Genomic DNA, 22,442 nt, shown 5'->3' with positions numbered 1-22,442 from the left:
TAGGATAGATGTGAATGCGGTTTCATTTCACGCAGTAAAGATTATATAGTACAGCGAGGATCTGGACAATAAAAAGGAATTAAATGAAACTTATGTAAAAATATTCACGAAGGTGATATACCCTTCACTGCACTCAAAAAAACCGTATCCCCGCAGTTAAGCGAACGATACGGCCAGTAAGCAGCTGCAAGGCCAAAATATCCGAACTTGTTCCTCGTCCTTATGTGTTAGGTCTCTTTGGAATCGCGAGAGCTTACGAGCCGGTCGAATTGGGTTTTCCAGCTCTTCTCCGGGATATCGACCACTTCCGAATCACCTGATTGGTCACCTCCGATAGCAGCAACCCCAGCGCGATGGCGCCTGAAATCATGAAGGCCTGCGCTCCCAGCTGAACAGCCTGATCGAATTGATTCTGGGCCACATGCCGAAGGGCATTATACGCGACTCCGCCCGGTACGAGCGGAATAATCCCTGACACGCTGAACACGATAATGGGAGTCTTGTATTTTTTGGCGAAAAAATGGCTGATCATCGTCACGCAAAAAGCCGCAAACACGGTGGCCGTCACCGGCTCAACCATCATGTTCTGCAGCATGATGTAGAGCAGCCAGCCCACCATGCCAGCAAACCCGCACTGCAGCAGTGCTTTTTTGGGTACGTTAAATATCATCCCGAAGGCCGCCGAAGCAACAAAACTCGTGATGAGCTGCTGTATATAAAAGATTGCCACCATCTTCACCTCCACTCACTCATCTCTTAGAATGACAAAGTAAACGCAATGCCTGCACCGATGGCAAAGGACGTAACAAAAGCCTCAGCGCCTTTGGACAAGCCAGATATCAGATGCCCCGCCATTAAATCGCGGATGGCATTCGTGATCAGCAAGCCCGGTACCAGCGGCATCACGGAACTGATAATGATCGTATCCAGCTGATGGCCGAATCCGTATCTGACCATCCATACGGAGGTTATGCCGATGACCAGCGCTCCCGAGAATTCGGCGAAGAATCGCACCGGTATGACCCGATGCATGTATACAAAGCAGGAGAAGCCAAGACCGCCCGCAATGGCCGCCGGTACGAAATCCGGCCAAATGCCGCGAAACATAATGAGGAAACAGCCGCTTGCGATCGCTGACAAGAGAATCAACAGCCATGCCGGATATATCGCCTGCTCATGCTCGATTTTCTCAAGCGCCCTATGAGCCTCCTCAATCGTCAGCTCACCGAGGCTTATGCTCCGAGACACGCTGTTAACCTGATCGATCTTATCGAGATTGGTTGTCCGATCCGAAATACGAATGAGCCGCGTAATATGCTGGGGCTCCTCCACCGAGAAGATAATCCCGGTTGGCGTCATATAGCTGTGGCTGTTCTCCACGCCGAAAGCCGCGGCGATCCGCATCATCGTATCCTCGACCCGATAGGTCTCCGCACCGCTTTGCAACATGATTTTTCCTGCTAACAAACAGACCTTGATGATGTCATGCTCCCGCTTCAACAAGTCATTCAAAACGACAATCCTCCTGCTGAACACATTCCGATTCAGAATCTTTGCCTATATTATAGTATCATTACCATGATTAAGCATAGGATATGCTTTAAAGCAGCACTGCAGCAGCTGCAATCGTTCTGAACAAAGTCATCCTCCTACACAAGAAGCCCCCCGAATGATCTGGAGGCTTCTTACTATTTATCCTCGCAATGCAGCTTAATAGGCACCGCGGATGTGCTCCGCTACCCGCTCCTGATAGAAGCGGGCCAGGCGTACCTTTTCCTCCATGGTGAATGAGGGCACTTCCAGCGTGCCCAGATTATCTTCAATCTGGCGGACGCTGCGGAAGCCGGGAATGACAGCGCTGACCTCGGGGCAGTCCAGGATCCAGCGCATGGATGCACGAGCCATGTCGCCTCGGCCCTCGGCAATCCAAGCGAGCTCTCTCGCGAGCTCAACCCCTTTTTCGAACCGGAGACCGGCAAAGGTCTCGCCCACGTTAAACTGCTCCCCGTTCGCATTGAAATTCCGGTGATCCCCTTCGCTGAAGGTGGTGTTCTCCGTAAATTTCCCGGTTAACAGACCGCTGGCAAGTGGCAAGCGCACCAATATGCCGACGCCCGACGCTTTGGCTTTCGGGAGCAGCTGGGCCAGCGGTTTTTGGCGGAACAGATTGAAGATAACCTGCAGGGACTTTACGCCAGGTACCCCCAGACAAAACAGTCCTTCCTCGACCGTCTCCACGCTGACGCCATAATGCCGGATTTTCCCCTCCGCCTGCAGCTTGTCCAGCACTTCAAACACCCTTCCGTCCTTCAAGACATCGAAGGGAGGGCAGTGAACCTGATAGAGATCAATCCGCTCCCGCTGGAGCCGCTTCAAGCTATTCTCGCAATAAAGGCGGATGGAGTCCTCCGAGTAGGTCTGAAGATCGTGAATATCTCCTGCACGGCAAAACTTGGTGGCGATATGCACCGAGTCTTCCTTGCCTTTGGTTGCGCGTGCGAGCAAATCCTCCGCATGCCCATCTCCATATACGTCGGCCGTATCGAAAAAGTTCACGCCTTCGCCGATGGCGCGATCCAATCCCTTCAAAGCTTCCTCATCATTGGTCTGCCCCCATGAACCTCCGATCGCCCAAGTGCCGAAGCTGACCTCGCTAATGTGAAGCTCCGTATTTCCCAATTGTCTGTAGTTCATTGACGATATAGCCTCCTCATCCAACTGCCATACTAGTTCACACTAATAGACTAAACGTTAAATCGCTTTCATTCAATCCATATATGACATTTGCCTATTTTTCCGCAGATTGTTGACAAATCATTCCATCGTATTTATAATTACAATCATTAGATATCCAACGTTGGATATCCAGTTATGAAATTATTCTTCACCTACACATCCTAAGGAAGTGACCCAACATGACCAACCTCATCCTGCTCTCATTCCTGCGCCAGCGCCCGATGCATGGCTATGAAATTCAGCAGCTTATTCAGGCCAGCCGCATGGACCTATGGACGAATATTCTGTCCGGCTCCATCTATTATGCACTTAACAAGATGGAAAGCGACGGTCTGATTGCAGCCACCGCTGAAGAGCGGACCGGTGCGAGACTTCGCAAAATTTACAGTATTACGGACGAAGGCGAGAAGTTATTCCAGAAGATGATCCGCGAAACCTTGACGCTTCCTCCCCATACCGTCAAATCCGACTTCTCTCTTGGATTGGTCTGGATCGAGAACATTCCCAGGCAGGAAGCGGTGGAATTGCTGCAGCAAAACCTCAAGCAAGTGGAAGAATCGCTGGAACAATGGCGTTCAGGTAAAGAAATCAAGGGACAGTACGGCTTATCGAAGATCGCTCTTGCTACCTTCGACAATGCGATCTCAAGCTTGGAACAAGACGTCGCCTTTCTCAACAAGATCATAACACTCGTTCAAGAATAAGCCTCAGCATCAGCTGCGGCTTTCATTTCCGGTCAATATCCAATATTGGATATATAACATTGGTTAATAAGGAGCGTGAATACGAGATGATGTTACCTACTCTCATTCAAGCGAAAGGTTTAAGAAAAACCTATGGTCAGCGAACGGTCGTACATGATGTGGCTCTAGATATACGGGAAGGTGAAGTGCTTGCGATCATCGGGCCGAACGGCGCGGGGAAATCAACGACGCTGGATTTGGTGCTGGGGCTGCGCCGACCCGATATCGGCACGGTAACCTACTGGACTACGGATCCTGCCCCGCACATCGGGCTTCAGCTGCAGTCCACCCCCTTCTTTCCGGGATTTACCGCCCTTGAGAATCTGCGAATGTTCGCTGCTTTCTATGGCAAGCGGCTTAAGGATGCGGAGCTAATCGAGCATCTTAGAAGCTGCGGGCTTGCGGATGCTGCCAAAACTGATGCGCTTCGGCTCTCGGGAGGCCAACAGAAACGGCTCGCCATTGCCATCGCGCTAATCCATTCACCCAAGCTGCTGTTCCTTGATGAGCCTACCGCAGCACTGGATCCACGGGCACGCCGGGATATCCGGGAGCTGATCCGTGCTCTGGCAGACAAGGGCACCTCGATTGTCTTCACTTCGCATGACATGGAGGAGGTTCATAAACTCGCTTCCCGGCTGGTGCTCATCTGCGATGGGCGGGTGAAAGCTTCCGGCACGCCGGAAGAGCTCCTCGGCTATTACCGAACAGATAGCCTCGAACAACTGTATATCCAACTGACCGATGATCAGGAATAAAGACCGGTCAGAATAAAAACCTTAGGAGGGAATATATATGCAAATCATTATGACCACCATGCTGCGGAGCATGTTCCGCGACACCCATACCCTGGTCTGGAACATCGTATTTCCCATTGCCATGCTAATCGGATTGGGACTATATTTCAACGACGCAGCCTATTCTCACCAACTCCTCGCGGGCGTGCTGACAACGAACATTTTGTTCGGGGCCACGATGGTTACCGCCTTTAACGTCATGGCCCAACGCAACCGCGGCATCTATAAGCTGCTGCGGGTAACACCTTTTCGCACCGTCTCGTTCATTACCGCAATGACAGGGGCACGAACCGTGCTGGCACTGCTCGTAAGCGTGTGCGTCATCCTCATGAGTCTATTTATGCTCGAGGTGAAGCTAAGCCTGACAGGGCTTGCGCTGATGCTGCTTGTACTTCTGATCGGCACCATTTGTTTTACCGCACTCGGTTTTCTGGCAGCCAACCTGTCTCGGGACGAGAACAATGTCAACATGATCTCGAACCTGATAAGCTTTCCGATGCTGCTGACAAGTGAAGCCTTCTATTCGTTAGAACATGCACCCGCCTGGGTCGTCATCCTGGGTCAGCTGCAACCGTTCCATTACCTGGTCGATGCCATGTCCATTGCCGTTTCTCCGCAAGGTGATATCTCCGGCATCTGGATGCCCCTCATGATTCTTGCGGGCTTCACGGTCCTTATCCTCGGCGCAGCCGCATGGACCTTCCGCTGGGATGCGGAGCAGCCTGCCGGATGGAAGCAGGGAGCTGCGAAAAAAGCGGCGTCGATGTAACAGCGTACAAAATCCGAAGAGCCTCTTGTATAAAAGACATCTCATGCGGTATACTGAACAACAATATCAACATCAGGCCAATGAAGAGCTTCCAACTCCGAGGCGTTCTCGTCAAGGGGAGCCGATCCTACAACCGATCAGCCCATCCCCCTAAGTTAACCGGACCCGCCCGTTACCGCGGAATCAAAGTGGATTGAACACGGACCAACCTGTTTCGTGATTAGGTTACGGTTCAATCAATTTGGGTGGCACCGCGAGCGCATAAGCGTCCCTCGTCCCATATGGACTAGGACGCTTTTTTATATTTTTCAGAAGAAGGAGCGCGGTGATCATGCTAGATATGAAATGGATCCGAGAGAGCATAGAGAATCAGGAAGAACTGCAGCGAGTGGCTGACCAGAAAGGCATCGCCCTGTCGGTTGCTGAACTTGTCCGGCTGGATGACCAGCGCCGGACACTGCTGCTGGCCGTGGAGAGATTGCGGCAGCAGCGCAATACCATCTCGCAGGAGATCAGCACGCTCGTGCGGCAAGGTAAACAGGAAGAAGCCGAGCGGACGAAGCAGCAGGTCAAGGACATCAACGATCAGTTGGGCAAGCAGGAAGCGTTATACCGGGAGGTTGACGACGCCTACAACAAGCTGCTCATCCTTGTACCGAATATCGTTTCGCCGGATACGCCGGTCGGAGCTTCGGATGAGGACAATGTAGAGATCAGACGGGTTGGCGAGCCCACCGTGTTTGATTATGAATACAGGGATCATGTCACGCTCGGCGAACTGCACCGGATGATCGACATTCCCCGCGGCGTCAAAACCGCCGGCACGCGCAGCTACTACCTCACCGGCATCGGCGCCATGCTGCATCGGGCCGTTCAGCAGCTTGCGGTGGATATGCTGGTCGCCAAGGGTTTTACCCTTATGGACGTACCGTTAACCGTTAGGACGGAGGCCATGCAGAATACAGCCTTCTTCCCGCTTGGTCAGGATCAGGCTTTTCAAATTATGGAGCAAGATAAGTGGCTCGTCGGTACGTCGGAAGTGCCGTTGGTATCGTTCTACAGCGGTGAAGTCGTCGATGTGTCGCAGCCGGTTCGCCTGGCAGCAGCATCGCTGTGCTTCCGGAGCGAGGTCGGCTCGGGCGGCCGGGACGTCCAGGGCCTGTACCGGGTGCATCAGTTCGCGAAGGTGGAACAGGTCGTTCTCTGCGAAGCCAGCGCGGAAGCCTCGGAGCAGCTTCTGCAAGAGATCACAGCCAATGCCGAGGAGCTGCTACAGAAGCTCGAACTGCCTTACCGTGTCGTTGCCGTCTGTACCGGGGATATGTCGCAGAAAACATACAAGCAATACGACATCGAGACATGGATGCCAAGCCGCGGGGCTTATGGGGAGACTCACTCGTCGTCGAATCTGCTCGACTTTCAGGCGCGTCGCTCGAACATCCGCTATCGGGACGCAGAAGGCAAGCTGCGCTACTGCCACACCCTGAACAACACAGCCGTCGCTTCGCCGCGAATTCTCATCCCGCTGCTGGAGAACCATCAGCAGGCCGACGGTTCGATCCTCATTCCAAAGGCGCTCAGACCTTACATGAACGGGATGGAGCGGATTGAGCCTCCAAGTGAAACGAAATGAAGACAAAACCAACATAATCTGAACATTCAACAGCGCAGCCCTCAAGGCTGCGTTGTTTTGCTATTCTTACCTTCTTAACGAAAAGCTTGCCAAAGCTCCGTCATAAATGCACTGAATGGGATTCACCGATAATTTGATCAGAATAAAAGGCATATATTATATGGAGCAGCTATCCGGCCTCCATGAAGATACGTCGATGTACATTTTTCTTTAGATTATCGAAGCTGAACCATTCGATAATCGCAAGAAAAATTTCCTCTAAAATGTGGTCTGGCTTCTGTGAAGGTTCTTCGAAGTACATTTTTCTTATGGATTAAGTAGGTATATAATGTTCTTTATATAGGGATATCAACTATCGATAATAGATTTCATATTTTCAGCATCCAGACGGATATCTTCTCCCTATATAAAAACTTACCGTGCCGCGCACGAATAAGGAGGTCAACCCATATGACAGAACCCCATCTTGATCATACAGCGCCCAAAACGCTTCGCGATATCCCTATTTCCATCCTGGATCTCGCCCCGATTACAGCGGGCAGCACCGCTGCACAGTCGCTGCGGAATACACTCGATCTGGCCCAGCATGCCGAGAAGTGGGGGTATAACCGCTACTGGCTTGCCGAACACCACAATATGCCGGGGATCGCCAGCTCGGCCACTTCGGTCGTCATTGGCCATGTCGCCGGGGGCACGAGCAAGATCCGCGTCGGATCCGGCGGCATTATGCTGCCGAACCACGCTCCCCTGGTCATAGCCGAGCAGTTCGGGACCCTCGAATCGTTGTATCCCGGCCGGATTGATCTCGGTCTTGGCCGTGCGCCGGGATCGGATCAGCTCACATCCCGTGCGCTCCGCCGCGGTCCTGGCAGCGACGGCCAGGATTTCCCGGATCGTCTCGGCGAGCTGCGGAATTACTTCCAGCCCACCTCAGGCTCGTCCATGCGCATCCGGGCGATTCCCGGAGAAGGCCTGCATGTACCGATCTGGCTGCTCGGCTCCAGCGGTTTCAGTGCGCAGCTGGCAGGCCAGCTGGGGCTTCCGTTCTCTTTTGCGAGCCACTTTGCTCCGGATTATCTGATGGCCGCGCTCGATCTGTACCGTACCAGCTTCCGCCCTTCATCCGAGCTGAGCAAGCCGTATGCCATGATCGGCGTGAACGTGATCTGTGCCGACACGGATGAGGAAGCGCAGCGCTTGGCTACCTCGCCCTACCAGCAGTTCCTGAACATTATCCGCGGCCGCACCGGCCAGCTGAGTCCACCGGTGGACAGCATGGATGATCTGTGGAACCTGCAGGAGCAGGCCATCGTGAAGCGCCAGCTCAGCTTCTCCGCCATCGGCAGCCCCGCAACCGTCCGTGCGCAGCTGGAGCAGTTCCAGCAGTCAACGAACGCGGACGAGATCATTGTCGCGGCTGCCATCTACGATCATGAGGCTCGCCTGCGTTCTTATGAGCTGCTGGCGGATGTCATCGGTATCAAATAAATGCTATACCAAAAAGACCAATCAAACCCGGTATTCCGGTGCTTGACTGGTCTTTTTTTCTTTATATTTACAGCGTCAATCCGCCATCAATCGTAACCAGTGAGCCTGTCATGTAACTGGAGCCCGGGGAAGCCAGGAAGGCAACCACGTTCGCGATTTCATCCGCCTCAGCCGGACGTCCCATCCGCATGTTGCCCACTTCCTCAGGCACGTAGCCGCCTTCCATGAAGGACTTGGCCACCGCTGCCGTAAGCGGCGTCTGAACGCCGCCCGGACAAATCGCGTTCACGCGAATGCCCTGCTTCACGTATTCCAGCGCTGCTCCCTTCGTCAAGCCCACCACCGCATGCTTGCTTGCCGAATAAGCAGCCGCACTGTGCTCGCTGCGGATACCCGCCGTGGAAGCGGTATTAACGATATGTCCGCTGCCCTGCTCCTTCATGACTTTCAGTACATACTTCATACCGAGGAAAGCGCCCTTGACGTTCACGGTCATTTGACGGTCAAATTCATTCTCGTCGATGTCGTCCAGCATCGAGAACTTCTGCACGATGCCTGCATTGTTGAAGAAGAAATCGATTCTGCCGTAAGCTTCAACCGCCTTGTTCACATAGTTCTGAACATCCTCGGTTTTTGTTACATCCGCTTGCACAAAGATTCCCTCTCCGCCCTGTTCCTTGATCAAACGCAGCGTTTCTTCGCCGGCTTCCTTGTTGAAGTCAACGAGCACTACCTTTGCACCGTTCTCTGCCAATTTCAAGCTGCTGGCTCTGCCGATCCCGCTGGCTGCGCCGGTAATGACAGCGATCTGTTTGTTATCGGACATGAAACAACACTCCCCTTGATGACAAGATAAATTAGGTCTGACCGAGTAGTATCACGATCATTTCTGCCGTCTATAGCCTATAGACAAGCCAATGGAAGAATGACTTACTTCGCAAAATATCCGCCATCAATCGGCAGCTCAACGCCTGTAATATAAGAAGACTCATCCGAAGCAAGGAACAATACGCCGCGAGCGATATCTTCCGCTTTGCCCAGGCGTGGAAGCGGAGTCTGGGATTGGAACCATTGCATCATTTGCTCATCCTTGAACAAGTCCACGGTCATTGGCGTTTCGATGTAGCCAGGGTGAACTGAATTACAGCGGATGTTATGCTTCGCATAGTCAACGGCTGTGGCTTTAGTCAGCATGCGTACCGCGCCTTTGCTTGCCGTGTAGGGACCAGCGCCGCTGCCGCCTGTCAGGCCGGCAATGGAGGAGATGTTGACGATGGAACCGCCCCCGGCTTCGATCATGTGCGGAATGGCATATTTCTGACCGAGGAATATGCTCGTAACGTTAATCGACATCGTCTTCTCCCAGCCTTCCACCGTCAAATCCATGAACGGCGTTGCATTGGAGACACCGGCATTGTTGACCAGAATGTCGATCTTGCCGAATTTTTGAACGGTTTCGTCCACGACACGAACCCAGTCTTCCTCGGAAGCGACGTTGTGCTTGAATCCGATCGCTTTACCGCCAAGCGCTTCAATCTCGGCTACGACGTCTTTGATCTTGTCTTCCTGAAGGTCCGTAATCGCAACCTTGGCTCCCTCTTGGGCAAACAAAAGAGCGTCGGCTTTACCCATACCACCTGCTGCACCTGTAATGATTGCTACTTTATTGTCTAATATTCCCATGGGAATACCTCCTGATATATTAGTCATTGGTTTGATTATTCTTCATTGGACTGCCCGATCTTAAGCTGCAGATGTTCAATCATCTTCTCATATGAAGCGATCAACACATCCATCTCCTGATCCGAGAAATCCGACCATAAGCCTTCATTCAAATCACGGTACTTCGCAATCATCCGGGCTTCAACTTCACGGCCCTGCTCCGTAATCTTAAGATAGGCCTGACGTCTGTCCTCGATTGACGCCACCCGTTCAATATAACCCTTGCTGACCAGCTTGTTGCTCAAGTTGGTCACAGCCGAAAGCGTAACATTCAAGGCATTGGCAAAATACGAGCTGGTCTGCTGCCCCTCATACGCCAAAGTCTGAAGCACGTAGTACTGAGGGCCGGTCAAATCATTGTCCAGAATCTTGGCATAGTTCGCCACAAGCGTCATCATCTGACGGGCCACCATGTTAGATAATTGTTCCCTCTTATCCAGTTTCATCACCTCGATGCATAACGAAGTACTTACGAATATATCACAAATTTAAATAGTTAAAAGCTTTTAACTATTTAAATTGTATACCCTTTCACATCGCTCGTCAACCACGCCCGATCTGGTTGTTATTCCCACCGTCGCAAGTAGAGAAGACGAAATGCGCTCAGAGTCTCGCTTGATCGAACCAATCAAGGATTTTAGTGGATAGCGCGTTCTAATCTATAGAAAAAAAGAGAACCCTCAGGTGCTCCTCAGGTGCTCCTCAGGCGCTCTTGAAAGTATATCCAGCCTTGTTTAGGCGTATCCCGTTATAAGGAATAGCCGGTATATTCAAGAGAATCGAAGTCGATGCGAGCCGCACTTTCCCCAGTGACGTAGAGACCGATCACAGCTCCGGTAAATCCGCCATTCTGATCCGACGAGACGAGGGCAGCTAATTGATGAAGTCGCACGAAATAGGAGATCCCTAATAAGCGGCGTTGGTGATGCAAAAAGGCACCACCCTAAGGTGATGCCTTCTAAGCCTCTTGTTACCCTGCCGTATTCATGCGCGCATCCAGCGTCAGTTGACGCAGTTTATCGAGCGTCATGCGATCTACGAAGCGCGGGAACTTCTCTTTCTTCTTGCCGTTCTCCTGATAAATGGTGATCAGCTTCAGGATGATCGGGGCCAGCTGCTCCGGCGCTAAATCCTTATGCAGCGGCTTTGCCAGAGCAGCTTTCAACCCTTTCGGCTCTCCACCTACATAGATATCATAGGTATTTCTCATCTTAATAATGGCAATATCCTTCAGCAGCGGTTCACTGGTGCCGAGCGCGCAGCCGGCGTAACCGATCTTTAGCGGATTAGGTACAGGATGATCGGCGATCGCTTCATCCAGCACCTTCGCAACATCCAGTCCCGAATCCTCCGCCCCCCGGCAGAAGTTGCAGGTGATCAGGCTCTTGGAGACAAAACCGGCAGGATGAACCTGAAGTCCGGCGGCTTCCAGCTTAGCCTTTGCTTCTTCCACCCGCTCTGCGTCCATCTCCACGTAAAGCTGTTTAAAGGTAGTCATCTCAATGCGGGCATCCTCACCCACGATGGAGCCCAATACGGACAGCTGATCCGGGCGGAACAGCGTTCCGCCCACTCCAAAGCCGGGTGTCACTGCGAATTTTTGCGTTGCCAATGTCTACACCCCCATCAAATCGCCCTAATAATCATATCCTTGCTAGGTTGCTTCATACACTATATATGAACGGTCAGTCTGCTTTCGTTATACCTTCATTCGCTGCAGGCGAAGGGCATTCAGCACGACCGATACAGAGCTCAGTGCCATGGCGGCCCCGGCCACCCAAGGTGCCAAAAGCCCGATGGCGGCAATCGGAATGCCAAGCGAGTTATAGCCCAGCGCCCAGAACAGGTTCTGACGGATGTTGCTCATCGTCTTGCGGCTCATGTAGATGGCATCCGGAATGCTGTTCAGGTCGCCCTTCATCAGCGTCACGTCAGCAGCTTCCATCGCCACATCCGTACCTGTTCCGATAGCCATTCCAATGTCGGCAACCGCAAGTGCCGGCGCATCGTTAATGCCGTCGCCAACCATGGCGACCTTCTTACCTTGCTGCTGGAGCTTCTTCACTTCATCTGCCTTGCCTTCGGGCAGCACCTCAGCAAGCACATGGTCGATGCCAACCTGCTTCGCGATGGCCTGTGCCGTGCGTTCATTGTCACCGGTAATCATGATGACTTCGATGCCCATTTCTTTCAATCTCGCTACAGCAGCACGGGACGTCTCCTTAATGGTGTCCGCCACAGCCACAAGTCCCGCATATTGACCGTCTACCGCTGTCAGCATGGCAGTCTTGCCCTCGGTTTCAAGCTCTGACATTCTGCCGAGGATCGAATCAACCGATACGTTATGCTGTGCCATCAGCTTACGTGTACCTACCAGCACCTCGTGTCCTTCCACACTGGCACGGATGCCGTAGCCTGGAATGGCTTCAAAATGCTCGGCAGCCGGAAGCTGCGTTCCTTTTTCCTCAATCCCGGCCACAATCGCTTCAGCAAGCGGATGCTCGGAGCTCTTCTCAGCAGATCCGACCAGACGAAGAAACAGCTCTTGATCCAAGTTATTTACTTCCACATCGGTCAACTCGGGTTTACCTTTCGTGACTGTTCCTGTTTTATCCAGAATAATCGTATTGATTTTATGGGTAGACTCCAAATGCTCCCCGCCCTTGAACAGGACGCCCAGTTCTGCAGCGCGGCCCGAACCGGCCATGATCGAGGTCGGTGTAGCCAGACCCAGGGCACACGGACAAGCAATTACCAATACCGCAATGGCAATTTCTAACGATTGAGCAAAATTACCAGGCGCTATCCAGAAGTACCATACGAGGAAGGCAACAATCGCAATGCCGACCACGATCGGAACGAAAATGCCGGAGATAACATCAGCTACCCGCTGAATCGGAGCCTTGGAGCCTTGTGCTTCCTCAACCACCTTGATAATTTGGGCTAGAGCGGTCTCTTTACCCACTTTCGTCGCTTCAAGCGTCAAGCGCCCGTTCTTGTTTATGGTGGCGCCGATAACAGCATCGCCCGCTTTTTTCTCAACCGGAATACTCTCACCTGTCAGCATTGACTCATCTACAGCCGACGTGCCTTCCACGACTTTACCGTCCACCGGGATTTTCTCACCCGGCTTCACTAATACAAGATCACCCACCAGGACCTGTTCCACCGGGATGGTCATCTCCTGACCGTCACGAACGACCAGCGCCGTTTTGGCTTGAAGCCCCATCAGGGTTTTGATAGCCTCCGAGGTACGGCCTTTGGCCAGGGATTCAAACAGTTTCCCCATAATGACCAGCGTGATCAGCACCGCACTTGTTTCATAATACATTTCGGGCCCATGGTGTGCATTTGCTCCGGCAGCGGCCCAATCGATCGTTAAATACAGACTGTAGAAATAAGCTGCCGAGGTACCGAGTGCGACCAGAACGTCCATATTGGCGCTTTTGTTGCGAAGAGCCTTATAGGCTCCCACGTAGAACTGTTTTCCGATAAAAAACTGTACTGGCGTTGCCAGGATCAGCTGGAACCAAGGGTTCATGAACAGATCCGGCATCCAGATCCAGGAGGTGAAGGAGAAATGGCTCACCATGGCCCAGAGCAGCGGCAGCGACAGTATCGCCGACAGGAGCAGCTTCCGCTTTTGCTTGGTGATGGCCTCCTTGCGGTGACCTTCCTGATCAAGCGTCTCCTGTTTGGAAACCGCCTGATACCCGAGCTTCTCCACACGCTGTTGAATATCGCTAAGGCTTACCTCTGCGGGATTGAATTCCACCCGGGCCGTCTCCAGTGCAAAATTGACGTTGGCCTGATTAACACCTGGCATCTTGCTTACCACTTTCTCGATTTTCGAAGCACAAGCGGCGCAGTACATGCCAATCAGCTGCAGGTCCACTGTTTCCTTTGCTGTTCCGTAACCCAGCTTTTCAATTTTCTCTTCCATCTGCTGGACGGTAACCACATTCGGATCAAATGTAACCGACGCTTTTTCCAGCGCAAAATTCACATTCGCTTCCTGGACGCCTTCCATTTTATTTAGGCCCTTCTCAATCCGATTCGCACAGGCGGCACATGTCATACCCGTTAACTGCAGCGACGTTTTCTTCTGTTCCAATGTTGTTCCTGCTCCCATCTTCTCCTCACCCCTCTTCATCCTCGTGCCGTTTGGTTAAACTACGTTATATCCTTGTTCCTCGATAATTTCTTTGATTTTATCCAAATTGACTTTGCCTGCGTCATATTTGACGGAGACCGTGCCTGCCTTCAAATCCACATGACCCTCGATGTTCTCATTCTTTAAAGCTCCCTCAATGGAATTCACGCAATGCATGCAAGACATACCTTCTACTTTTATTGTTACCTGTTCCATGTTCAATCTCTCCTTTGGGTTATGAATTTATTTTGAGCAGCCCTTCTAAAAGCGTGCCCGGAATAAGTTTTGAACTGGTTGTTCTCGTTTCTTGATGTTAGTATACCCCCCTACCCTATATTAAGTCAATGCGTTTTCTCACTTTTTTTGAAAAAGATTGCCCGCACTATGATTTCACCGCATAACTGTGCGGTATTCTTCACCGTAAATAAACACTTACTGCCACCTTTAGAAGGTGGCAGCTTCATGAAAACTCATCATAACCAGACCGTCTCCAGCCAGGAATCTCATTATTTCATTAACTTGTTCATGGTTGTTAACAACTCGGTTATAACCTCGTCGTCACCTTCCTGCAGGCGCTCCACCACACAGCTCTTCATATGATGCTCAAGCAGCAATTTGCTGACACCGTTCAAGGCCGACTGAATCGAGGAGATCTGGTTTAATACATCGTCACAGTACGTATCCTTCTCAATTAAGCCCTTTACACCACGAATCTGTCCTTCAATCCGGTTCAACCGGCTGACGAGGTTGCTTTTCGTTTTGTCGGAATGATGGCTCTTCCGTTCACTGGTTACTGTGCATGCATCATGTACATGTTTCCCGACTGTCATACCCATTCCCCCCTTGATCACGTTATTTCATCTTATTCTAACCTATTCTTAGTATATCATATAGCCCCCCACCCTATAAAGCCCAGCTTATGGAATGAAATTTTCTACCCCAGCCGGATCTATATCTGGACCGATTCATTTACCCTTGACACCGGGAGAAGCATGAGCATGTCATCAACGGGCATGTACTCACGATAAGGCTCTGCCATTGTAAGCATCCAGCTATAAAAAAGATGCCCCATCAGATTCACAGTCTGATGGGGCACCCCCCTATATTTTGCATTCCGTTATAAAATGATCTTAATAAATCGTCCGTCCCTGCTCATCCGGCACGCCGGATTTGCGGAAGAAATACGTGTTGATCACATCCCGCCAATGCTTCGCATGGGCAGCCTGATCAGTCAGACGCTCCGTTACTTGAACGAAACGTTCCGGATCGACTTCATCCTCTAGCGAGGTCCATGCGTCGAGCAATCCAGCCGCCGCTTCCGCCCCGTCAAAATGTGCGTCATAGATATGCTGAATCACCGTTTTACCGGATTTCAACACATGGGAATACGGCACATGGTGGAAGAATAGCAGCAGCTCGTCAGGGCAATCCGCCAGCGAACCATATCGAGCCCTATTCGGCTCGTAATACTGTGCGGTATAGCCTGTGCCCGTCGCTACCGTGCGGTCGACGCCCATCCCGTCCCGATCGGCAAAATGGTACGTGCCCCACCTTGAATATTCATAGCCGTCCACATCCGGACCGTAATGCGTATGCGGCGTAATCATCCAGCCCACCCCGAGCGGGGCGGTGTAGCTTTCATAGATCGTCCACGATTGTATCAACATGTCGCATACCGTGTTGACCACCGTGTCGTCATTGCCGAAGGTTAGCCTCGTCCATTCTTCCGCGATCCCCTCGGAGGACAATTCCGGATCCCAGATCAGGCGGCCGAAGCCATACAGATTCGCCTGCGCCAAGGTGTGGCCCGTCCAGTTCTCATCATTTCCGATGTTGGAAACGGCGGCGATCCCGCTGTATTTCATACCGTGCAGGGAACCGTTCACAACCTTCTTCACCTCGGACCCCGCCCCATTCGCATAGGTATCGAAATCCAGCACCTCTTTCCACTGCGGCACCAAATAGCACACGTGACGCTGCTGCCCCGTATATTCCTGGGCGACCTGAAACTCCAGTACTTGATTGGTCTCTTTCATGCTGCCGAACAGCGGTGACACCGGTTCCCGCACTTGAAAGTCCATGGGCCCGTTCTTAATCTGCAGCAGCACATTGTCCTTAAACCTGCCGTCCAGCGGGGTAAAATGATCATAGGCCGCTCGTGCACGGTCTGTGCTGCGGTCGCGCCAATCCTGCATGCAGTTGTAGACGAAGCAGCGCCAGATGACGAGCCCGCCATGCGGCTCCAAGGCTTCAGCCAGCATATTGGCGCCATCGGCATGGTCCCTGCCATAGGCAAACGGGCCGGGGCGATGCTCCGAATCCGCCTTCACCAGGAAGCCGCCGAAGTCCCGAATATGATCGTAAATCTCATTCGCCGTGTCCTTCCACCACTGCCGAACCTCTTCGTTCATCGGATCAGAGGTGGATACGCCGCCGATATGCAGCGGAGCCGCAAAGTTAATACTCAAGTACAATGTAATGCCATATTCCCGGAAGATATCCGCGATCTTCGCAATCGTAGGCAAATATTCCGCGGTAATGAATTTCGTCTCGATCTCATGCACATTGACATTATTAATGGAGATGGCATTCATGCCCACGGAAGCCAACAGGCGGGCGTAATCTCTCACGCGATCCAGATTTTCGGCAAACCGTCCGTTTTCGTAAAAAATCGAGTTGCCCGAGTACCCGCGTTCCACCGAGCCGTCGGCATTATCCCATTGATTGATCATCCGCAGTCCGTTCGCTGGCTGCTCGGTCACGTTCAGTCCAGTTAACGGTTGGTCAGAGGCCAGCAATCTCAATAAATGAAACACCCCATATAATACGCCTTTACCAGATCCACCGATCAATACCAACTTCTCCTGCTGCCCTTGGATTGAATGCTCCAGCTGAAAACCCTCTGCGCCTAGCCGGGCTTCCATCCGGCCCCTATCTCGACCTGATCTGTCCCCGCCTGAGCCGACCGCATCCATTTCTCCCATGTCTGCTTCAGCTGCCGCAAGAATGCGTACCTCGAGATAAGATGAAGCCGGGGCCTCGACCGTGATGACCGGTACAATCCCCAGCATGGATTGGCACGCACGCTTCAGTTCCTCAATGGCAGCGTTCGCAACCCGCGACTGCTGCAGGTCCGCTACAATCGTGCCGAGCAGCCTGCTGTATCCGGAGGCAAGCTCCCGGTCCTTGATGGGTGCATACTGCAGCCACGCTTTATATAAAGTGCTGTTCAACGTAAATTCCCCCTTTTTGAGTCAAGGCCAACGTTTATCCCCAACATCTCACTGTTTTTCAACGCCTAGTATCCTTACACCTTAACCGTACGCTCCACCAACCGGTGAAACGCCGGTTTCGGCTGATGCCGCTCATCGAACAGGAAGGGCCAATTCTTCCGTCCCCGTACCGGGAAATCGTCCAGCCAAGTGTAATCGTCGGCTGCACCCCAGAAGGTAACGGACGTAATATGTTCCCTGTACTCCTTCAGAATGCCGAACATTGCCTCGTACCGCTTGGCTTGAGCCTCCAGAAGCTCTTCTGGCGCTTCGGTCAGATCCTTCCGCTTGTCGTCAAACCGGAACATCGACACATCGAGCTCCGTGAGCTGAAGCTGCAGGCCGAGCGATGCATACTTCTCGATCGCGGCGCGGATATCGTCAAGACCCGGATCGTACAGATTCCAGTGTGCCTGCAATCCTATGCCATGGATCGGCGTTCCTTGATCCAGCAGCGACTTGACCAGTGTATGCATTTTGTCCCGCTTGTTCGGATGGGACTCATTGTAATCGTTATAGAATAACAGCGCGGACGAGTCGGCTTCATGAGCATACTGGAATGCCTTGGAGATAAACTCCGGACCGGCAATGTCCAGCCACTTGGATGGACGAAGCAGCTCGACGCCTTCATCGGCAATTACCTCGTTGACGACGTCCCAGGCGTAAATATCATCCTTGTACCGCTTTACGACCGTATCGGTATGCGATTTCAACCGTTCAAAAAGCGTGGCTTTATCCACCAAGTCCCCGTTTTTGTCTACGAACAGCCAGTCGGTTGTTTGGTTATGCCACACCAGCGTATGGCCGCGCATCTTCATCCCATGCTTGCGGGCGAAGGTGACGAGCTGGTCCGCATCCTTGAACGTATATCTATCCTCCGCCGGATGCACGCTGACAAACTTCATTTCATTTTCCGCTGTGATGCTGTTGAAATGATAGGATAGCAATTCCTCTTGCGTTTCGATCGTCCGCGGGCTCACGGCCGCTCCAATGAGAAAGTCATTCGCGAACCATTCCTTAAGCCTCGGTTCATTTCGCTGCGTGTTGGACACATCCAGTCCCTCCTTAAATTATAGATAATAGCAAGATTGATGGTTATGATCGTGATGCCACAGGCATCGGTTGGTCGACAGCCATCCATTCATGCCCCGAACCACGCACCGTGCGCATAGGGAGTAGTTCGCACGATATACTTAAATTAGCGGCTCCCGGAGCTCAGCCTTTCACGCCGCCCAGAGTCATCCCTTGTACGAAGTATTTTTGCAGGAACGGATATACCAGAATGATCGGCACGCTGGCCACAATGGTCATCGTTGCCCGAATGGAGGTCGGCGTAACCTGATTCGCACCGCTCTCGGAGCTTGCAAACTGGCTTGCGTAATCGTTGCCCGAATTCAGCGATGAGTTCGAATTCTGGAGTATTTTCATCAGTTCATACTGCAGGGTGCTAAGCTCACTGTATGAAGAGTTGTACAAGAATACGTCAAACCAGGAATTCCACTGGGATACCGCCGTAAACAGCGATACCGTAGCAAGCACGGGCACGCATAGCGGAAGCACGATTTTCATGAAAGTCGTGAATTCGCCGGCGCCGTCGATCCGGGCCGATTCCAGAATTCCCTCTGGTAGTCCTTCAATAAAGGAACGGATGACGATCACATTAAACACGCCGATCAGGCCTGGAATGATGTACACCGAGAAGGTGCCCAGCATGCCCAATTCGCGAATCAACAGGAAGTTCGGAATCAAACCGCCGCTGAAATACATCGTTAAGATGAAAGCAATCGATACGAATTTACGCAGCACATATTCCGGACGGCTGATCGTATAGGCGACCATGGCACAGCAGAATACCGAGGTAATCGTTCCGATCACCGTACGCAGAACCGAGATGAAGGTAGCGTGAAATATCGTTGCTTCGTTAAATACATATTTATAATTCTCCCACGTGAAATCCCGCGGCCATAAATAAATGCCGCCTTTCACCGAATCCGTCGCATTGTTGAAGGATACCGCGAGCGTATTGATGAACGGGTATAACGTGATAATCATGAGACAGATCATAAACACCATGTTAAAGGTATCGAATAACCGGTCCGCAGGAGACTTGAACCGGGCATGAGCTCGTAGTGAATCTGACATCTTCGCCATATGAATCCTCCTGTACGTTTTCTGATAGAGAACGGTCCTCGCAAGCTTTCGCTTAGAACAATCGATCTTCGCCCAGTCTCTTCGCGATATGGTTGGCCGTGAACAAGAGTATGAAGCTGACGACCGTCTTGAACATACCGGCTGCAATCGAGAGCGAGAAGTTGCCCATCTGAATACCGTATTTCAACACGAAAATATCCAGGTTCTCGGAATAATCCACGTTCATGCCATTGCCAAGCAAATATTGCGGTTCAAAACCGGATTCGAGCAGGTTGCCGATATTCATAATCAACAGGATGATGAATACTGGTTTCAGACCCGGCAAGGTGATGTTCCAGATCCGTTGAAAGCGTCCGGCGCCATCGATTTCCGCCGCCTCGTACTGCGAGGGATCGATCATCGTCATGGCAGCCAAATATATAATGGTGTTCCAGCCGACATTCTTCCATACTTCCGAAACACCGAGTATTCCCCAGAAATATTCCCCTTCCCCAAGCCATAGGATCGGTTCCTTAATCATCCCGAACCACATGAGGAGTTCATTGATAATCCCGCCGTCTGCGGACAGGGCCGTCGAAATGATGCTCGCAGCCACAACCCAAGAGATGAAATGGGGCAAATAACTGATCGTCTGCACGACTCGTTTGAACATCAAATTACGCAGCTCATTGAGCAGAATCGCTAACACAATTGCCGTCACAAAACCTAAGACGAGGTTGATAAAACTCATGGCAAGCGTGTTGCGCATGACCCGGAGGAAGTGTTCGTCTTGAAACAGGAAGATAAAATGCTGCAAGCCTACCCATTGCTGATCGAAAATCTTCTTGGCCGGTTTAAAATCCTGAAACGCGATGGTCCAGCCCCATAAAGGCATGTACTTAAAGACAAACAACCATATCAAAAAAGGAATCGACATGAAGACCAGCGCCTTCTGTTGCAGCAGCTTCTGGAAAAAGCTTTTTTCGCCTGTTGGCGGTTTATTGTTTAATTCAGTATCGTTTTTCCGTTGTTTATTGAAGAAACCTTTCGATACCGCCGGCGTTTCGCGCAATGCCGTCGTCTCTGCAGGTCCAATCGGGTTCGCCTTATCCACGGTTTCTTCTCCTTCCTATCCAGCCCATTACAATTATGCTGTCATAGAAGAGGAAGAGGAGGGACGGATGCAACCATTTTGTGTGGTCCGCCCCTGATCACCTCTCCTTCATCTATTATTGTCCCTGGACATTTGCGATTTTCTTAGCTACTTCCTCGGTGATCAGATCCTCGTATCCCTTCACATCCAGCTTGCTGAACTCGCCCACGTATTCATTCCAGATGTCGTCAAACTGCGCAGGGTTTGCAAGAACCAGTTTCGGGAAGTATTTACGCTGCAAATCGCTTTTCTTCTGCGTGAAGATTTGAGCCGGTGAGCCCTGGTCAATCGGAATACTCCAAGCCGGGTACCATGGACGGTCGTCCGGTGCGGCAAACAATTGCGAGAAGGAATCGATGTCGTATGCCTCCAGCAGTTTCTTATCCGGTTCGGAGTAGGACATTTTGGCAACCTCAGGCTGACGTCCTGCACCCACGGAATTACCGTCTGGAAGCGTAGAACCGTTGCCGTAACGAGGCCAGTTGTATTCAAAGTACTTGAAGCCGAACGACTCGCGGAAGGCTTCCGTATTGGTCTGTGCAATCTGCTCTTCCGTACGGTAGAAGCGTCCATTCTCATCGACGGAATACGTCTCGTCCTTAATGCCCCAGTTCGACAGAATCTGGTTCTCGTCCGTAAGCAGATTGTTGAAATACTTCACAATGCGCTCCGGGTCCTTCGCGCTGACGGAGATCCCTACACCGCGGTTGTTAACAAAGGATGGTGGATCCAGATATTGATCCTTGGTATTCTCATCGTATACAATCGGCAGCGCCATATATTCGAGATCGTCGTCACCCGATTTATTGGCTGTTTCGCGCAGGTTGTTCATCGCTTGGCCTACCTGCCATCTATAATCGAAGAAGCCGAGCACCTTACCGGAAGTCAGTTTGGCAAGGTATTGATCATAATTGTCCACGAAAGAGGATTTATCGAACAGGCCTTCCGCATTCAACTTGTTCAGCTCCTGCAGGTAACGCTTCGTAATGTCATCGTCCGCGTAATCGTTCGCTACGTGGGTTTCCATGTCGATGATGATCCCGCCATCGTTCGGATAGCCGGCCAAGTGCATCGGGGCATTGGTCAGGGCAAAAAATTTATCCTGCGTCGTCAGTGCCAGGTATCCGGTCAAGCCTTCCTCCGGATGTTTCTTCACATAGTCGCGAATCAGGCCCAGGTACTCGTTGAACGTCTTGATCTTCGGATAACCCGCTTCCTTCAGGACGCGGCGTTGAATCCAGAATGCTCCTTGCTCGATATTGGGAGCCGATGTGTACTCACCTACAACCGCGCTCAGCGGCAGGAAGTAAATGTTGCCGTCCTCGGCCTTCATAAGGTTGTAATACGGCTCGTACACGCGCTTGATGTTGGGGCCGTACTTATCGATCAGGTCATTAAGCGGAATGAAGGCGCCAGCCCCGACCAGCTTGTCGATCGAGCTCCCCGGTACAATCACATCGGGATAATCGTTACTGGCAATGAAGGTTCCCACCTTGGTGTTCTCGTCTCCTACCAAATGTTCCATTTTAAAATTCACGCCGGTTTGGTCCTCGAAAATTTTACCGATGGTGGTCTCGTTCGTATTTTTGTCTTTACCTGCTGCTGAGTTAAAATAGGTGAAGGTGACCTTCTCTTCTTTCTTCTCGCCTTCTCCGCCGGCTGCCGGTGTGTTATCCGCTGCCTCTTTACCGCCGCCGCAAGCTGCCAGAAGCGATACCATCATAACCACGGTCAGACAGCTCAGCCAAAATTCCCTGTTCATGCTCTTGACCTACCCCTTTCGGTCTCGTTTATTTGTAAGCACTTTCATTATAAGAGAGCCCCTGAGCGATTTTCACCCGTCAAT

21 protein-coding genes are annotated in these 22,442 nt (G+C 51.7%); 5 read left to right on the top strand and 16 right to left on the bottom strand.

What is annotated here, in order from left to right; genetic code table 11:
• Positions 1-253: 253 nt before the first annotated feature.
• The 3 genes from J7E85_RS21425 to J7E85_RS21415 all read right to left on the bottom strand — a co-directional run bounded on the left by J7E85_RS21425 (position 254) and on the right by J7E85_RS21415 (position 2,694).
• A complete protein-coding gene (locus J7E85_RS21425) occupies positions 254-733 on the bottom strand; it encodes a threonine/serine exporter family protein (protein WP_215161332.1) in 480 nt (159 codons plus the stop codon).
• Between the two features lie 23 nt (positions 734-756).
• Entirely contained in the window at positions 757-1,512 is a 756-nt protein-coding gene (locus tag J7E85_RS21420) for a threonine/serine exporter family protein (protein ID WP_215161330.1), read from the bottom strand.
• Positions 1,513-1,710: 198 nt separating this feature from the next.
• Positions 1,711-2,694: an aldo/keto reductase gene (locus J7E85_RS21415; RefSeq protein ID WP_215161328.1), complete on the bottom strand. Its 984-nt coding sequence runs from the start codon at positions 2,692-2,694 to the stop codon at positions 1,711-1,713.
• 221 nt (positions 2,695-2,915) lie between these two features.
• Between J7E85_RS21415 and J7E85_RS21410 the strand changes: the two genes are divergently transcribed.
• The 5 genes from J7E85_RS21410 to J7E85_RS21390 all read left to right on the top strand — a co-directional run bounded on the left by J7E85_RS21410 (position 2,916) and on the right by J7E85_RS21390 (position 8,166).
• A complete protein-coding gene (locus J7E85_RS21410; protein WP_215161326.1) occupies positions 2,916-3,440 on the top strand; it encodes a PadR family transcriptional regulator in 525 nt (174 codons plus the stop codon).
• Between the two features lie 86 nt (positions 3,441-3,526).
• On the top strand, positions 3,527-4,237 hold the full coding sequence (locus J7E85_RS21405; RefSeq protein ID WP_215161324.1) for an ABC transporter ATP-binding protein: 711 nt from the start codon (positions 3,527-3,529) through the stop codon (positions 4,235-4,237).
• Positions 4,238-4,274: 37 nt separating this feature from the next.
• A complete protein-coding gene (locus J7E85_RS21400) occupies positions 4,275-5,045 on the top strand; it encodes an ABC transporter permease (protein WP_215161322.1) in 771 nt (256 codons plus the stop codon).
• 331 nt (positions 5,046-5,376) lie between these two features.
• Positions 5,377-6,678, top strand: coding sequence for a serine--tRNA ligase (gene serS, locus J7E85_RS21395; protein WP_215161320.1), 1,302 nt, complete (start codon positions 5,377-5,379; stop codon positions 6,676-6,678).
• Between the two features lie 450 nt (positions 6,679-7,128).
• Positions 7,129-8,166: an LLM class flavin-dependent oxidoreductase gene (locus tag J7E85_RS21390; protein ID WP_215161318.1), complete on the top strand. Its 1,038-nt coding sequence runs from the start codon at positions 7,129-7,131 to the stop codon at positions 8,164-8,166.
• A gap of 67 nt (positions 8,167-8,233) precedes the next feature.
• On the opposite strand, the gene J7E85_RS21385 is transcribed toward J7E85_RS21390, so the two are convergent.
• From J7E85_RS21385 to J7E85_RS21325, 13 genes are all read right to left on the bottom strand, one after another.
• Entirely contained in the window at positions 8,234-8,992 is a 759-nt protein-coding gene (locus tag J7E85_RS21385) for an SDR family NAD(P)-dependent oxidoreductase (protein ID WP_215161316.1), read from the bottom strand.
• Positions 8,993-9,096: 104 nt separating this feature from the next.
• Entirely contained in the window at positions 9,097-9,849 is a 753-nt protein-coding gene (locus tag J7E85_RS21380) for an SDR family NAD(P)-dependent oxidoreductase (RefSeq protein WP_215161314.1), read from the bottom strand.
• A 35-nt stretch (positions 9,850-9,884) separates the two neighbouring features.
• Positions 9,885-10,334 carry a MarR family winged helix-turn-helix transcriptional regulator gene (locus J7E85_RS21375; RefSeq protein ID WP_251035945.1) on the bottom strand — a complete coding sequence of 150 codons (450 nt, stop codon included), beginning with the start codon at positions 10,332-10,334 and terminating at the stop codon, positions 9,885-9,887.
• Positions 10,335-10,636: 302 nt separating this feature from the next.
• Positions 10,637-10,780: a beta-xylosidase family glycoside hydrolase gene (locus tag J7E85_RS21370; protein WP_215161312.1), complete on the bottom strand. Its 144-nt coding sequence runs from the start codon at positions 10,778-10,780 to the stop codon at positions 10,637-10,639.
• 78 nt (positions 10,781-10,858) lie between these two features.
• Positions 10,859-11,500, bottom strand: a complete 642-nt coding sequence (locus J7E85_RS21365; protein WP_215161310.1) for a nitrite reductase — start codon at positions 11,498-11,500, stop codon at positions 10,859-10,861.
• Between the two features lie 87 nt (positions 11,501-11,587).
• Positions 11,588-14,020 (bottom strand): heavy metal translocating P-type ATPase, encoded by a 2,433-nt coding sequence (locus J7E85_RS21360; RefSeq protein WP_215161308.1) that lies wholly within the window; start codon positions 14,018-14,020, stop codon positions 11,588-11,590.
• Between the two features lie 36 nt (positions 14,021-14,056).
• Positions 14,057-14,257 carry a cation transporter gene (locus tag J7E85_RS21355; protein ID WP_071218723.1) on the bottom strand — a complete coding sequence of 67 codons (201 nt, stop codon included), beginning with the start codon at positions 14,255-14,257 and terminating at the stop codon, positions 14,057-14,059.
• Positions 14,258-14,547: 290 nt separating this feature from the next.
• Complete coding sequence (locus J7E85_RS21350) at positions 14,548-14,871, bottom strand: metal-sensitive transcriptional regulator (protein WP_215161306.1); 324 nt, start codon at positions 14,869-14,871, stop codon at positions 14,548-14,550.
• A gap of 300 nt (positions 14,872-15,171) precedes the next feature.
• Complete coding sequence (locus tag J7E85_RS21345; RefSeq protein ID WP_215161304.1) at positions 15,172-17,274, bottom strand: alpha-glucuronidase family glycosyl hydrolase; 2,103 nt, start codon at positions 17,272-17,274, stop codon at positions 15,172-15,174.
• A 74-nt stretch (positions 17,275-17,348) separates the two neighbouring features.
• Positions 17,349-18,365 carry an endo-1,4-beta-xylanase gene (locus J7E85_RS21340; protein ID WP_215161302.1) on the bottom strand — a complete coding sequence of 339 codons (1,017 nt, stop codon included), beginning with the start codon at positions 18,363-18,365 and terminating at the stop codon, positions 17,349-17,351.
• A gap of 163 nt (positions 18,366-18,528) precedes the next feature.
• Positions 18,529-19,464, bottom strand: coding sequence for a carbohydrate ABC transporter permease (locus tag J7E85_RS21335; protein ID WP_215161301.1), 936 nt, complete (start codon positions 19,462-19,464; stop codon positions 18,529-18,531).
• A 52-nt stretch (positions 19,465-19,516) separates the two neighbouring features.
• Positions 19,517-20,557 (bottom strand): ABC transporter permease, encoded by a 1,041-nt coding sequence (locus tag J7E85_RS21330; RefSeq protein WP_215161299.1) that lies wholly within the window; start codon positions 20,555-20,557, stop codon positions 19,517-19,519.
• A 115-nt stretch (positions 20,558-20,672) separates the two neighbouring features.
• Entirely contained in the window at positions 20,673-22,358 is a 1,686-nt protein-coding gene (locus J7E85_RS21325; RefSeq protein ID WP_215161297.1) for an ABC transporter substrate-binding protein, read from the bottom strand.
• Between the last annotated feature and the right edge of the window lie 84 nt (positions 22,359-22,442).

It is taken from the genome of Paenibacillus sp. ISL-20 (genome assembly GCF_018613005.1).
Classification (GTDB): domain Bacteria; phylum Bacillota; class Bacilli; order Paenibacillales; family Paenibacillaceae; genus Paenibacillus_AQ.
The sequence above is the reverse complement of the archived record's forward strand: the minus strand, read 5'-3'. Positions and strand labels throughout refer to the sequence as shown.